The sequence below is a fragment of the Lysinibacillus sp. NPDC093712 genome (assembly GCF_050280025.1).
GTDB lineage: Bacteria > Bacillota > Bacilli > Bacillales_A > Planococcaceae > Lysinibacillus.
This window is the reverse complement of the sequence record NZ_JBNNUU010000001.1, coordinates 101,323-116,658: the sequence shown is the minus strand read 5'-3', so window position 1 is coordinate 116,658 and position 15,336 is coordinate 101,323. Positions and strand designations below refer to the sequence as shown.

Sequence of the window (15,336 nt, the reverse complement as noted above, 5' to 3'; positions counted from 1 at the left end):
GGCGATTTGACCACGGTTATTGGCGATTCTCATGAGTTTGCTGGCGATTTACTCCCGGCTATCGGCGATTTACTCCCGGCTATCGGCGATTTGCTCCCGGCTATCGGCGATTTGCTCCCGGCTATCGGCGATTCCCAGGGTTTTATCGGCGATTTGCTCCCGGCTATCGGCGATTCCCAGGGTTTTATCGGCGATTTGCTCCCGGCTATCGGCGATTTCCAGGGTTTTATCGGCGATTTACTTCCCGCTATCGGCGATTCCCAGGGTTTTATCGGCGATTTGCTCCCCGCTATCGGCGATTAAGCCCTGTCAATCAGCGATGTTTCGATCACTTTAAATCCACACATCGTTTTCTGCGGTCATTTCGCTATTTGTTTCACCTGTATTGACAACGCCTCTAGGTTCCACTAGCATTATTTGGCATTCCTGTTCAGCATAAGGCTTATGCTCTACGCCCTTTGGAATTACATACATTTCTCCTTTAGATAGTTTGACCTCTCCATCACGAAATGCGATTACCATCTCCCCATCCAGTACGATAAATACCTCATCTGTCTCACTATGTTGATGCCATACAAAATCACCTTGAATCTTAACTAATTTAAACTGGTAGTCATTCATTTCAGCAATAACTTTAGGGGACCATTGCTCAGTAAACTTTGATAATTTTCCACTTAAATTAATAGGTTGATAGTCCATGTAATTACCTCCTTTTTTTCCTTATATTATATTTTAGCAGATATTCTCCAATTTTAATTTAGAATTTTCTATCTTTTATCACATTAGCAATTAACGTCCTTAAATTCTGAAAATTATGTTAAAATAAATATAAACTGCAAGGAGGTTTTTACATATGGCAATTGAAAAAGTACGCGAGCATTTCGCACAATGGAATTTACAGCATAAAATACAGGAACTGAATGAAAGCTCCGCAACTGTTGAAATGGCAGCACAGGCACTTGGCTGTGAACCAGAACGAATTGCTAAAACACTATCGTTTCTAGTGAATGATGGGGCCATTTTGATTGTAGCTGCGGGTGATGCTAAAATTGACAATGCGAAATATAAAGCTATGTTTGAAACGAAAGCGAAAATGCTTGCAAAGGAAGAAGTCAACGAACGAATTGGGCATGATATCGGAGGGGTTTGCCCGTTCGGTATTAATGAAGGGGTTGCTGTTTATTTAGATGAATCACTCAAACGTTTTGCAACTGTATTCCCAGCCTGCGGCAGCAGCAATTCTGCAATTGAACTTACCATTCAGGAACTAGAAGCGTATACACCTTATCAGCAATGGATTGATGTCTGTAAAGGTTGGAACGATTAAACGAAAAATCCACAAAGTCTCCTGCATGAAAAGAAACTAAGTGGATTTTTTTAATTTATAGCTTACTGACAGCTAGCAAAAAAGAAAAGATTCCATCAAATATTGAATTTTAATACCGTCGTATCCCTGGCTATTTTTTTCAATATAAAAGTCTATTGTAATATCCCATATTTATTTTTTATCCGCTCGAGCTTTTCGGAAATCGGTTTAGCTAACAATAGTAGAAAAATCACATTAGAAATAGCGTAAATTATTGTAAAAGGAACCGCAGAAGTCAATGCCAGTGAGTAGGCTTTCCAGCTGAAAACTCCATATATTGATACAGTTCCCCAAATATCCATTCCAAACGAAAAAAATATACCGGCAGAAATACCAAATATAATAAGGGGAATTTTTTTATGCATTACGCCTGTTTTACCTAACAAGCCCGCAATAAACCCAATTATTCCCCACATAAACATTTGGAACGGTGTCCAAGGACCTTGTCCAAAAAACATATTCGATACTAATGCAGAAATAGCCCCTGTTAAAAAACCTGCTTCTGCTCCTAGTGAAAAACCAGTAATAGCTGTAATAGCTGCAACAGGTTTAAAGCCAGGGGTAACAACAAATAAGGCACGCCCTGCCACAGATATAGCAGACATTACTGCAATGATTAAAATTTCGCGTGGCTGAGGCTTTCTACGTTCAAAAGATAGAAAAAAAGGAATACACGCCAAAACCATAATAACCAACGAAATAAAATAATATTTTCGGTCAGCCATTACCGTAATACCCGCAAATAAAGTTAGTGGAATTAAAATAAAAATAACAATGAGTGAAATAATTATACGTATGTTTTTTGGCATAAAGTTACGACATCCTCACATGTAATGGCATTGCTCAATAAATCTCTTGATATTCGATGAGCAGCAGTCGTATAAAAATTATTTCCACTGTAAAACTCTCGCGGCTCACCATCAGATACAATACTACCATCAAAAAATAGAGCGCATCTATTGCTGTGTTGTGCAGAAAATTCAATATCATGTGTCACCATAATAATTGTCATACCTTTAGCTTGTAAACCTTTTAATAAATCTGCGAGTTCTTCTTTTGCATGTGCATCCAGCCCCTTGGTCGGCTCATCTAGCAACAGAATTTTAGGTTCTATTAATAAAAGCTTTGCGAGAGCTAGTTTTTGCTGTTCACCCCCACTTAAATCATACGGATGTCGATTTAATAAATGAGTTAATCGAAACAATTGGATAGTTTCCTGAACTTTTTCATCTGTAACCTTATGTAATCGCACCATATCATCTAACTCTTGATGTACAGTTTTTTGTACAAATAGTGTTTTTGGATCTTGGGGTAGTAAAGTCAAGTATTGGTGATACAATTGTTTATTACTATATTTTTTTAAAGCTTTATTTAGTAACATTACTTTGCCATGATAAGGCTTTTGTAGTCCAGATAAAATAGAAAGAACCGTAGATTTTCCTGTTCCATTCCCACCTATTATAGTTAAAAATTCTCCTTCTCTGACTTGTAAATTAAAATGATGAACAATATCAATATCATTCTTTTCATAACGAAATGCAACATCGTTTGCTTCTAAAACAATATCTGTTTTATTTTGAGATTTTGTCGGAATAGTAAGCGACTGAGAAAAAGTGTATTGCTGGCTCTGAAGCCAACGTTGGCCTTCGCGAATAGTAAGTGGGATATGCCCTGTACCATTCAACAAGTGAAAAATTTTAGTAGCCGCCGGTAATGCCGTTATCATGGCGTGTTTCTCTGGTAGAGAATTTAAAATTTCCTTAGGTGGACCATCAAATAATATGCTACCTTCATCCATAATAAATACTCGATCAGCAAGGGGTAATACTTCTTCAAGACGATGCTCAATTAATATTATTGTAATACCTAGTTCTCTATTTAAACGATGCAGTGTCTGGATAAACTCCAATGCAGCTATTGGATCTAATTGCGATGTTGGTTCATCTAACAGCAGTAGCTTCGGCTGCATAACCATAATGGATGCTAAATTTAAAAGTTGCTTTTGGCCACCAGAAAGCTCGGTCGTTTTATGATGAAACCATTTCTGAATACCAAAGAAGTTTGCCATTTCAGCTACTTTCCTGCGAATTGTTGATGTATCGACACCGAGGCTTTCAAGTCCAAATGCAAGCTCATGCCATACTTTATCAGTAACAATCTGGTTATCAGGATTTTGAAATACATAGCCTATATCCGCTGCAGCCACTTCAGCAGTTAACTGTTCTAAGTCACAATCTTTATAAAAAATATTACCTGTCATTGAACCATGCGGTCGCAATTCCCGTTTAAAATGGCGAAGCAAAGTACTTTTTCCACAGCCTGATTGTCCTATTAGCACGATAAATTCACCTTGCTGAATATTTAAGTTAATATTTTTTAATATAGGATTTGCTTCATTAGGGTAAGTAAAACTTACATTGTCGATTTTAACGATCGCCACTTTAATGCCCCCCTTATTTCGATTGCTAATGGAATAGCGAGCAGAATGCAATAGCTCATATAAAACAAGATACTTGTAGTATCCCATCTAACTATCCCGAAAGTTGGATAAAAATAAAATGTTGTTGTACCAATGAAACTCGCGACTATATTACAACTAAAGAGCAATATAATTATTGCCAAAACATAGCCATCTCTACGTTCGAAAATAAAAATAGAAAAAGCAGTCCGCTTAGTAACACCATAGCCACGGGCTTTCATTGAATCAGCAGTATCAATGGCATTTTCTAACGCCCAAGTAATTAAAATAGATAAGATACGAATTATACATTTGACGCGATGCCATAGAGAGCCTGAAGTATAATCCATTCCGATTACTTTTTGCGCTAGTACAATTTGCTTTAATTGCCGCTTAAAACGTGGCACTAATCGTAATGAAATCGACAATGTTAGTGAGATTACTGGAGATATTTTTCCAAATAAATAAATAAACTTATCTGACGTTATTAGGACATTATAGCAGCTAAACCATAGCATAATAGAGACAATCATTGTAGAAATTGCAATACCATATGTAATGGCCTCTAACGTAAGTGGATTGCCATTTATATAAAGTAATACAAGTTGACCATTATGGCTTATCAAAGGGTTAATAATCGCCATTATGAAAAACAAAGGTACATATAGTTTCCAGTCCTTAAAAAAAAGCTGCCTGCGTAAAGCTAAATTTAAGCTTATTGCAAAGAAAATTGTAATAGCTAAATAGACTGGATGCATAAAAAACATAGATAAGCCAATAGTAGCGGCAAAAAAAGAGAAAAGAACAATAGGATGATATGTCTCAAATGCCTTCATTAGTTACCATCCCACCGATTTCCTAAATCGCGCCCTAAATCAACCGTGTAGTGCCATTCAATTACATCGCCATCCTTTAATACGTACTGACTGCAACCATAATTGGGATAAACACCGTTTACTTTATACATCCAACCACTTAATTCCCCCGCACTAAATTCATATAAATGATTAATTCCCTCTACATAGACACTATTGTAAATATTTTCGTTTGCTCCTTGGTATTCCATCTGAATTTTATACTCCTTCGTTGCACGCTGTAAAACATCCCAAACAGTATCCTTCTCTGAAAGCAGTTCGTATGTTGTTGGCTTCAAAATAATACCATTCTTAGGTACATATTTCTCACTTTGGAGGTTAGAATCTAACTTATCCCAATGCTTTAGTAACGTATCAACGCGAATCGCAATGGTTACAGTGTTTTTTTGGGTAGCTGGCTGTTGCTGAACTTCATTTGGTGGCGTAACTGTATTCGTTTTTTCTTTATCGCCAGTTTTATTAGTAGCTGTTTGTTCAGTTTTTGTATTTGGAGCTTTTGTGACTTCTTGCTTTTTCTCAGCTTCCTTTTTTGGTTGTTCCACTACTTCTTGGTTTTCTTGCTGAACATCTTGCTTAGGTTTGTCCTGCTTCTTCTCATCTTTGGAGTTCTCATCGATTCCAGACTTCATTTCAGCTTGCTTCTCTTCGTCAACTGAAGGCATTTCTTCTGTTGCTTCATGTTGTTCATTAGTAGATTTGGGCTCAACACTCCGTTCCTGCTCTTGCATTTGCTCAAATTTCTCTACTGTTTGAATATTACATGCTGTTAAAAAGATAGTGAGTAATAATAATAGTAATAAGGGTAATTTTATTTTCATATTACTCCTCTACAACCTTTAAGAAATTGACATACATTTTAGACGCATGGGCGCGTGTTATAAAGTTTTTTGGATTATACACACCATTGGAGCCTTGTGCAATTCCAAAATCATATAAGAATGTAATTGCTTGTTGCGATTCCTTTGATAACTTCGCAATATCATTTAAAGGTGCCATTACATTGGATACATACGGACTTCCTGTTTTATGTGTATAAGCATTTGCTAGAATTACTGCTAATTCCTCCCGAGTAATTGGTGAGGCAGGTAGAAATTTATTTGATTTAACCATTAATAAATTTGCCTCGTAAGCAGCAGCAATTTCTTGTTTTGTTTCAGCATTATATGAGTTTATGTCAGTGAATGGTGCATTTCCGGAACTTGTCAGATGAAGAGCGCGCACTAAAATTGATACTGCCTGTACACGAGTTAAATTGTTATCTGGTCTGAATGTATTGTCTTCATAACCTTTTAATAAGCCTTTGTCTACTGCAGCTTCAATATCTGACTTCGCCCAATGCGATTGAATATCCTTAAAACTTACCTTAGTCGGAGGAGCTGTAGGTTGGCTTGGCTTGCCTGGTGTTGCCGTATTATTTGGCTTTTTATCAGATGTATCATATAGCTTTGTTTTGCTTAAAAGCAGACGGTTATATGCTGCCAATGTATAAGAGGCCTGCTCTGTTGCCATACCATTGGCTACTGATTCAGTTAAAACATGTTTAAATCCACCATCTTGGGCATTGTAAAAAGTAAAAAAGCTTGTAAATAGCTTATTAAAGCGTTGGTCTTTGTTCGCATCAATATTTAAGCTAGCAAGTGCTGTAATTACCTGGGCAACACTTTCTAAATTTGTAGTTCCCCAGCTTTGGTAACTACCATTAGCTCCTTGCAAGTTTTTTAAAGCATCAAGTGCTTTATTAATAGAGACCTTAACATCTGATCTATCTTTATAAGTGGAGAGCGCTTGAATAGCCATAGCTGTCATATCTGGATCTGCTTTCACACCAGATAAATCCCAACCGCCGTCAGGCAATTGCTTTGATAAAATATGCTGGATAAGTTTTTCTCGTGTAGTTGTTGCTGTTTTGGAAAGCTCGAAGCTCCATGTATCTAAAGCGATTAATGCAAAAAAAGCCCCATTCGGACCTTGCCATACAACTTTATCAAAGTCGCTTAATTTTTCCACTAAATTGTAACCACCTACATTAGTAGGATCTTTTCCAATGGCAGTGAGTGCAATAATTAAACGTGAGTATTCCGTATATTTACGGTTGTGTAATTCTCCTTTTACAGATTTTACATGCTTCTCGACGTTTTCATAATATTTTTCAAAATAGCCTTTTGGAACATTGTATTCTCCCCTTGCAAGTGCAATAACAAACCACTCATCACCAAAAGAAGGGTTAGGTGCTTTGGTAACTAAAAACTGACCAGTTATTTGATAACTATCTATTGTTGATACTTGCTGTGCGGAGACTGGTGCTGCCATAGTAAGCAACATAACAAGTACCATTATAAACTTAGATATTCTTTTCATTAGCGTAACCTCCATCGATAAAAGGGTACTAACCCAAATACAAAATGCATTTGGGTTAGTGAAGAAATTTACATAATGCCTGAAATATTTAATGTACGTTTTAAAATTTTCGCTGTTTGTCCACGTGTAATTGGAGAGCTAGGGTCAAATGAACCATCCAGCTTACCTGTCATTATATCAAGGCTATTTAATAGCTTAATATAAGGTAAGTATTCAGCGCTAATATGACTAGCATCATTGAAATTAATCTCTCCTGCGGTTTTCACATCAGTATTTAAATATTCTAGAATGCGTGCCATAAATGCCGCTGCTTGCTGACGTGTTATTGGCGCATCAGGTTTAAATGTTGAAGCAGTTGATCCTTTTGTAATACCTGCCTCGTATAGAGCTTGAATATCTACCTCATACCATTTGCCTTTTGTATCGTTAAATGGATTTTCACCTATAGTTTGTAAACCAAGAGCGCGGCTAATTAATACTGCAAATTGGGCACGCGTAATTGGTTTATTTGGCTCAAACGTCTCTGGTGTAGTTCCTTGGATTACGTGACGACTCGCTAAAAATTCAATTTCTTCTTTATTTGCTAACTGTGCAATATCCTTAAAGGTTACTGTATTTTCAGTTATAACGAATGTACCGCTTATTTTTGTGAACAAAATAATTTCACCATTCACTATTTTATGTGGAACAGGTTTATATTCCCCATCAACAAGCTGTAAAACGACAGTATTAGAGTTGATTTCGCTATCCAATAGTGTAACTTTCAAATATTCTTTTCCTAAAGTAATAGGCTTTGTTTTACCGTTAGTAGACTCAATACCGAATGTAACAGAGAATTTTTTATTTTTAATATCCTTTGTTACTTCGACTGTTAACTCTTCGTTTTCAGCAAGTTTAATGCTATTAAAGATTGAAGTAGGGACTTCTATCTTGAAATTCTGTTTGCTTTGAATAACTATCTTTTGAATGTTCTTTTTAATATAATCTTGAATATTTTCAGATTTAATAATTGCTTTGTTACTACCATCTTCAATAGTAATCTCAGCTAATGAACTATCTTTATTTGTTTCTTCAGACACTGTATCATCGTCTTTATTGTCTTTTTCTGTTTCTTCAGTACATTGTTTATCATCGGCTTTACATTTTACTTCTTCTTTACATTTATCTGTTTCTTTCTCTTTACATTCTTTATTTTCTTCACCTTCACCTTTACCTCCACTTTCGATACCATCAACATAGCCACCGATATCTTTACCTAAATCAAGTGTGTATAGCCATTCCACAGAATCCCCAGGTGATAATTTATAGAGTCCTGCAGAATAAGAAGGGAATTGACCATTTACACGATACATCCAACCACTTAAAGGACCGCGGTCGAATTCATAAAGACCCGCAATACCATCGATATATGTGCCATATTGTGTTTCTCGATAGCTTAAATCGATACCATTTTCAGTTGTCACACGTTTTAATGCATCGAATACTGTATCTCCGGTATTTAGTTGAACAGTAGTTGTTCTTAATGGAATCTCTGAAGAAGAAATTCTAATTAAAAATGTTGCATAACCACTTGGGATACTTCCCCCTGGGTTAGATGGATTTCCACCTTCTCCCGGATTTGAAGGGTTTCCTCCTTCTCCTGGGTTAGACGGGTTCCCTCCTTCTCCTGGGTTAGATGGATTATTAGACTTCGTATCGGACGTATCATAAAGTGCTGTTTGACCGTTTAGCAGACGATGATAGGCCGCTAATGTATAGCCAACCTGCTCGGTAGCCATTCCATTTGCTTGCTTTTCGTTTAAATCGTGTTTAAAGCCACCATCTTGTGGGCTGTAATAAGTCATAATATTAGCAATTACTTTATTAAAGCGAGGATCTTTATTTGCATCAATGCCTATGCTTGCAAGTGCAGTAACAACCTGAGCAGCGCTTTCAACATTTTCTAATCCCCATGATTTATAGCCACCATTCTCTAATTGCATAGCAGCCAACGTACCTAATGCATTATTAACAGCTATCTTAACTTTTGAATTGTTGTTATAGTATGGAGCTAGTGCTTGTATAGCCATAGCTGTCATATCTGGATCAGACTTTGTTCCTGATAAAGCCCAACCACCATCAGCTAATTGCTTGTTTAAAATGTGCTCTACAAGCTTTTCAGGTGTTGTTGTAGCTGTTTTTGGTAGCTCAAAGTTCCATGTGTTAAGAGCAATTAATCCAAAATATGCACCATTTACACCTTGCCAAATTACTTGGTCAAAATCAGATAGTTTTTCAACTAAGTTATAACCACCGACATTTGTTGGATCTTTACCAATAGCAGTAAGAGCAATGATTAAACGTGAGTATTCTGTATATTTCCGTTTATCTAGTACACCATTTTTTGCAACAACGTGGTCAACAACATTTTTATAATACGTTTCGTAATATTCTTTAGGTACTTCATAGCCTCCGCGTGCTAATGAAATTATCCACCACTCATTATCAAATTTAGGGTTAGGTAGTTTATCTACCATGTATTGACCAACAGATTTATAAGCCTTCGAAGTTGATGTATCTGCATTAGATTTTGTTCCAACTTTTTTCGCTTCATTAAATATCGCTGTGGCCTGATTTAGTGCTAAAACTTTCGCATCAATGCTATCTTGTTCCGCTGTATTATCTGCTATTAATTGTTGGGCAGATAGGATTATATTTGTATAGGCATCTTGTACAGCTTGAGTAACCCAAAAATCAGCAGGGTCTATATTTTTTCCATCAGTACTTATTTTTACAGAACCCTTGTTTTGTTCTGCTTTCTCAATTGCACTTTGTAATACTGATTTATCAATGACTACTTTTTCATCTGAAATAATCGAAATCTCTGGGAAGATGCTGTAGTAACCTTCTCGAGCTGATGCATTAAGGTTAGGACTCGCTCCAGTTATAGGGTTAATATTGTGGTGTTCACCTATTGGACTTCCATAAAAACTCAGACGAATATGTCCATCACGTAACTTGTATTCACCCTTGTGTTCTTGTGGAATTGTAAATGTAACACTGTTTGCCTGCGTTGCCATATTGTATTGTCTTGCATCGCCTGAAACAAGAGTATTTTCAGGACCAGCGAAAAATCTCAGCTGACCTTGGAAGTTATATATACCAGAAAGTTTATTTGCTGGGAAAGACAAGCCTTTTAAAGTAACTTTTATTTTATCTCCAGGTACTATTTTTTTATTTGCTGCTGTTAAGTTTTCAATTGTTACATCAAGTGGACGTGCTGTCATCACGTGATACTCAGCTTTTCCATCTTTTTCAACCTTAACTATATTACGTCCTTCAGTTAATAAAACTGTGAAAGAGCCATTTCCACTAGATTGAACACTCTCTGTTGAAAATTCACCATTTCCATAGGATGCTGTCCCTAGACTATGATTAATTTCCGGACGCAAAACGCTTACTGAGCTACCAGAAGTCGGTGTAAACGTATAATATGCTCCTTGTTCGCCTTGAACATAGTAAACACTATCAATATCAGCATCAAAAACACCATTTTGTAGGTTTAGAAGGTCGCCACCTTTTTTACCTTCATTAACTTTTTGATTACGTTCTTTGTTACTTTCTATTCCTGTAGAAATACCTGTATCACCTTGACCAACAGTCACAACAAAGAGACCGACATTTTCTGGCCAAATAGCACTGAATGCATCATTCGCATCACTAATGTACCCGGATCCATTAACCTTCAATGCGTCATACGTCACTTTTACAACAGCTGTCCCATTTTTCAATGCTTTGACTGTCGAATAACTTCCTGGCTTACCAGGATCAATTTGAATTACATCATCGCCTGTTATGATTTCATAATGGAAATCAGGCTCAAAGAAATAGTTGTTAATTCCTTCTATTAATGCTTGCCAGCTACGTAAAGTTAGTAAATTGAAGCTATCTCCTTGGTTTAACTTCAAATGATTTTGTTCATTGATATTTAAATAAATATTACCTTCAAGGTATGTTCCTTTATTTAATATTGCTGTTGGCAATTGAATTGAGAGCTGTTGTTTTGTAATTGCCAATGATGCATTTTGAGCATTTGCTTTAAATGTACCTACATTTGTAAGTTTTCCTGCTTGGCTAACTCGGTAGTTATAATCACCATTGTTTATTAACTTGAAAGAAAATGTTTTTGTACCATCCGGGTTATTTGTAGCTACCCCTTCAGGCTGGACTTCTTCAAATGCAATAAAGTGTTTGATTTTTTTTCCTACAAATAATTCAGCATCTTGAGGAACTGTAAAAGTTATGTTCCCAGAAAACGGAATAGCTGCACTAATTGTTTGTACTGATGCCGAAAGTGTTACTGTAGTGCTATTACTAAATGGAACATATTGTGTGTGCTTTGCATCTGGCTCAAACGTATAGTAGATTTTTCCCCCTACAAGGGCTAATACTGGAATCTGTCCTTGTGTAGTTACTTTACCTAGTTTTATTGACGTATCGTTCGGTATTTCTTGCCCAACTTTTACAGTGTAATCACTATCAACATTCCAACTTGTATTACTAGCTTTAAAATTAAGCTGGCGGAATTGAAATTCTTGAGTTGATTCTGCTTTTACTGTTAGCTGACCACCGCCAACACTGTTATGATTGCTATCAAATCCTTCGTAGCGATAACTTCCTACTGGTATAGTTGCTGTATAAACATTGTATGTTCCTTCAACACCAGAGCCTAAGTTTATTTCTTGATCATTCGTATCATAAAGCTTTAAAATGACAGCTTTAGGTGCGACAGTAAATTTCACTGTGCTAGTAATATCTGTTTGTAAACCAGTTTTTTTACTAAATGCATTTGTGGCTTGATTTAGTGCTAAAACTTTTGCATCTATTTCTTCTTGACTGGCATTTTCATCTGCGATTAGTTCCTGTGCGTCTATAATTTCATTTGTGTATGCATCTAATTCAGCTTGAGTAACCCAGTAATCAGTAGGAGCTACATCTTTTCCATCTAAGCTTACTTTCACAGAAGCTTTTGTTTGTTCAGCTTGTTGAACCGCTGTTTGCAAAGCTGTTTTATCAGCTTTAACGATTTCTTCCCCTTCTCCATTTAAAGCAGCATTTAAATGGAGAAGTGCTGCATCCACATTTGTTTGACTACTCTCCATATTTTTAAGCTGCACATATGCGGCGTCATAAGAAGACTTTACTTGTTCATTTGCTAAAATTTCGTTTTTAGTTGGTGAGCTATTAATTTCAGCAATTTTCGCTGTTAACTCATCTTTATTCGCTGGCGTAATTAAACTACTTCCCTCAAAGCCGCCACCTAAATCTGTTCCATACCCCCATACTGTAAACTGCCATCTAATGATATCACCATCTTCTGGGAACCATTCAGAAGCACCTCGAGGAATAAAGTTATTATTTACAGCTACCATCCAGCCAGACATAGATGTATAGTCCATCTGTTTTAACCAGTCGGATTCCATTCTTCCATTAACGGGACCAGATTCATCAAGAATGTATTTTGGGACGCTCACTTCTCCAGGATCAGGATCAAAGACACCTGCTAAGTAGAAGCTTTCTTCTACAGATCCTGTAATGTCATAGTTACCTTCTCCTAACAGGTTAACTATAACCTTAGCTATATTATCCCCTTCATAAAAAGGAACACGAACAGGTTCCTTTATGTAGCCTTGCCCCAGTGTAAACTTCTCTACGGAAACCGTCACATAACCTTTAGGTTCAGTATTATTAAATATCGTCGCACTATCATTACTGGTAATAGGTGATAGCTCGCTTTCCGTTTGCTCGGTCATTTCTTTCTCTATTGATTCTTCATTAGTTTGAATAGTAGAATTTGTTTCTAACTCACTAGTATCATTTTGTTGTGTCTCAGCGAATGCGACTGGTGATAATAACGAAAATGATAAGATAAAGACAATCGCTATATTCAACCATTTTTTATAAAAGTCCATTTCTTTCCCCCCAATTTTTTTATAGATGAATGCGCTTGCAATAACTAGAAAATAAAAAAGATGCTTCTCTAATAAAAGAGAGCATCTAAGGAAAACAGAAAACGGCTTCAAATACTATTTGCCAATTCGTCTATTTGCCGTAAGTTCTCCTAGCTTCCGAAGAGATTTAATACGATGAAATAAAGGCAGGTCTCCTGGCTTGTGTACCCTAATCAGAACCTTCCCATCTACTTGAGGCATTTTTCCTCGTTTGACAGTGGTATTTTCTGGGGTCATCTACACATACAGTTGCGGAAACAGCTTCGGATTTGCACCGAATTCCCTATTAAGCTCTTAAAAGAGCACCTTTATTCTGCATTTGCTATTCACTTAATGCTAAGTTTAGCATAGTTTCCATCTTTTCAAAATAGTTTAAAAAAACAAGCATGACTGATTATCTAATAATAATGGAGTTGAATCTTTTTTTGCTATTATCCTTTATTCAATTAAATTAGTAGCACAACAGTATTCTCAATAAAAAACGCCAGAGCAATGATACTCTGACGTTGAAATCATTATTTTGTCGTTACTTTTCTTCCGTATGTCATCCATCTCCACACTTTTTCCAATGGCCCGATTTTGAAAAATTTAAAATAAATGATACTAAAGATGATTTGAATCACAAAAATCATAATGGCAATGATGACAATATAGGAAGTCGAAAGTACTTCGAGTCCCATGAGAGATATAATAGCTAACCCTATAAAACTTTGAGCTAAATAATTTGTAAACGCCATCTGTCCGACACGTCCAATTGGCTGTAGAATTTTTACAACATTTTTGTGTTCTAGAATCAGGAATAAACTCGCTAAATACAAATATGTAGTCGGGATTACACCTAAACCTAGTACTAATTGAAGCTTTTGATCATCATTTTGAGATGCAAACCAAATCCAACTAGATATAGCTACAAATATTGGAGCTGTTACATATAATACCAACTTTATTTGCTTGGTAAGTTGTCTCACATTTCTTATCCAGTCAGCTTTTGCTACTAGAAAACCTGTTAAAAACATAATAAAAATAGTTATTGTATCATTCCCTAGTACATTAAAAACTGTTGAAAGGATAGCTAGGTTTGGCAAAAACATTTGTCCAAGTATGCTTACAATGTGAACAGTAATTATGCCAATAAGCCAGTTGCGAATTGTATCAATCTGCGCTCGATAAAATGGTAGTAAAAACAAACCAATTACTGCATATACTGAAAGGATAGAACCCCAGAAAAAAATTATATGGACAATCCCAATAACAAATAATGCTAGTAAACGTCTTGCAAAACGCCATCGAGGCTTATCACCTCTTGCTTCAGCGCGTGAAGCAAAAATATAAAAACCGACACCGAAAAGAAATGAAAAAATGGAAAAGAATTTTTTCTCAATGAATATATCAATTAGTGTATCAATAATACTATTGAATTTACTATAGGCTGGCACCGGTCCGCCTTCAACTACTATTTGATAAGCACCTACATTAATAAATAGAATGCCAAATAACGCTAATCCACGAATAATATCTAAGGATATAATTCTTTCTTTTTGTGTAACTGATGGATTCATGCTTTCAACTCCTTATCTTCAATACTGCAATTCATGCTCCTTGGCTATTATATCTACTCAACCTTACAGTAGTTTGATGATTAGCTTACAAAAACCTTAACTGAAGGATTTTCATTTATCTTAACGATTTATTTAAAATTGCAGTTTCTTACGCAAACAATAAAAAGGTCTGGATTAATTTCCAAGACCATTCTTTTATTCATATTATTATCATGCGTAATCTAATGCATTAGCGGCTAATGGAATGTGAAATTTCATCTTATTCTTTTTCATGTTTACTTAGTTTTTCATCCCTTTTTAAAAGTTAAGCCAACATATTTTATAGTATGTAGACTATTTTGAAAAGAGGTGACCAAGGTGAATAGGAATAGAAGATTAAGATTTTGTTATCCTGGCTATAAATATTGCGGACCTGGATGTTCAGGACCTGGTTCACCAACAAATGCTGTTGATTCTTGTTGTAAGAAGCATGATGAATGTTATTCAAAATACGGTAGAACAAAAAATTGCGATGAATTATTCCAGCAATGTTTATTAGCACATATGAATACCAATAGCAAAATGGGCAGGGATGCTAGACTGTTCTACAAAGTTTTCGATTTGCGTAAAAAATTTTTTTAAACGTCAAAAGCCAAGAATGAACAACAAGTTTCATTCTTGGCTTCAAAGAAATATAAATGTCTATTGCCGTTGATTTCCGCTACGGCGGCGCTTTCCACAAAATTGTTTG

11 protein-coding genes and 1 riboswitch are annotated in these 15,336 nt (G+C 36.0%); of the genes, 3 read left to right on the top strand and 8 right to left on the bottom strand.

Annotation, left to right across the window (positions count from 1 at the left end; all coding sequences use genetic code 11):
• Positions 1–6: 6 nt before the first annotated feature.
• Positions 7–303 carry a hypothetical protein gene (locus tag ACQKNX_RS00585; protein ID WP_427427096.1) on the top strand — a complete coding sequence of 99 codons (297 nt, stop codon included), beginning with the start codon at positions 7–9 and terminating at the stop codon, positions 301–303.
• A gap of 30 nt (positions 304–333) precedes the next feature.
• Here ACQKNX_RS00585 and ACQKNX_RS00580 read toward each other — a convergent pair whose 3' ends face one another.
• Positions 334–699, bottom strand: a complete 366-nt coding sequence (locus tag ACQKNX_RS00580; RefSeq protein WP_427427095.1) for a cupin domain-containing protein — start codon at positions 697–699, stop codon at positions 334–336.
• A 154-nt stretch (positions 700–853) separates the two neighbouring features.
• Between ACQKNX_RS00580 and ACQKNX_RS00575 the strand changes: the two genes are divergently transcribed.
• A complete protein-coding gene (locus ACQKNX_RS00575) occupies positions 854–1,327 on the top strand; it encodes a YbaK/EbsC family protein (protein ID WP_401018942.1) in 474 nt (157 codons plus the stop codon).
• Positions 1,328–1,479: 152 nt separating this feature from the next.
• Here ACQKNX_RS00575 and ACQKNX_RS00570 read toward each other — a convergent pair whose 3' ends face one another.
• The 7 genes from ACQKNX_RS00570 to ACQKNX_RS00540 form a co-directional block, all read right to left on the bottom strand.
• Positions 1,480–2,175, bottom strand: a complete 696-nt coding sequence (locus ACQKNX_RS00570) for an ECF transporter S component (protein ID WP_427427094.1) — start codon at positions 2,173–2,175, stop codon at positions 1,480–1,482.
• Positions 2,154–3,806, bottom strand: a complete 1,653-nt coding sequence (locus ACQKNX_RS00565) for an ABC transporter ATP-binding protein (protein WP_427427093.1) — start codon at positions 3,804–3,806, stop codon at positions 2,154–2,156. The genes ACQKNX_RS00570 and ACQKNX_RS00565 overlap by 22 nt, the downstream gene beginning before the upstream one ends.
• Positions 3,779–4,660 (bottom strand): energy-coupling factor transporter transmembrane component T, encoded by an 882-nt coding sequence (locus ACQKNX_RS00560; RefSeq protein WP_427427092.1) that lies wholly within the window; start codon positions 4,658–4,660, stop codon positions 3,779–3,781. The genes ACQKNX_RS00565 and ACQKNX_RS00560 overlap by 28 nt, the downstream gene beginning before the upstream one ends.
• Positions 4,660–5,517 carry a DUF4430 domain-containing protein gene (locus tag ACQKNX_RS00555; RefSeq protein WP_427427091.1) on the bottom strand — a complete coding sequence of 286 codons (858 nt, stop codon included), beginning with the start codon at positions 5,515–5,517 and terminating at the stop codon, positions 4,660–4,662. Before ACQKNX_RS00555 ends, ACQKNX_RS00560 begins: the two co-directional genes overlap by 1 nt.
• A 1-nt stretch (position 5,518) precedes the next feature.
• The gene (locus tag ACQKNX_RS00550; protein ID WP_427427090.1) at positions 5,519–7,057 is read right to left on the bottom strand and encodes an S-layer homology domain-containing protein; all 1,539 of its coding nucleotides are present in this window, start codon (positions 7,055–7,057) and stop codon (positions 5,519–5,521) included.
• A 68-nt stretch (positions 7,058–7,125) separates the two neighbouring features.
• A complete protein-coding gene (locus tag ACQKNX_RS00545; RefSeq protein ID WP_427427089.1) occupies positions 7,126–13,008 on the bottom strand; it encodes an S-layer homology domain-containing protein in 5,883 nt (1,960 codons plus the stop codon).
• Between the two features lie 167 nt (positions 13,009–13,175).
• A riboswitch (cobalamin riboswitch) is annotated at positions 13,176–13,372 on the bottom strand.
• A 190-nt stretch (positions 13,373–13,562) separates the two neighbouring features.
• Positions 13,563–14,606: a DUF418 domain-containing protein gene (locus ACQKNX_RS00540; RefSeq protein ID WP_427427088.1), complete on the bottom strand. Its 1,044-nt coding sequence runs from the start codon at positions 14,604–14,606 to the stop codon at positions 13,563–13,565.
• 348 nt (positions 14,607–14,954) lie between these two features.
• Here ACQKNX_RS00540 and ACQKNX_RS00535 point away from each other — a divergent pair, with 348 nt between their 5' ends.
• The gene (locus ACQKNX_RS00535; protein ID WP_427427087.1) at positions 14,955–15,227 is read left to right on the top strand and encodes a phospholipase A2 family protein; all 273 of its coding nucleotides are present in this window, start codon (positions 14,955–14,957) and stop codon (positions 15,225–15,227) included.
• Positions 15,228–15,336 lie beyond the last annotated feature (109 nt).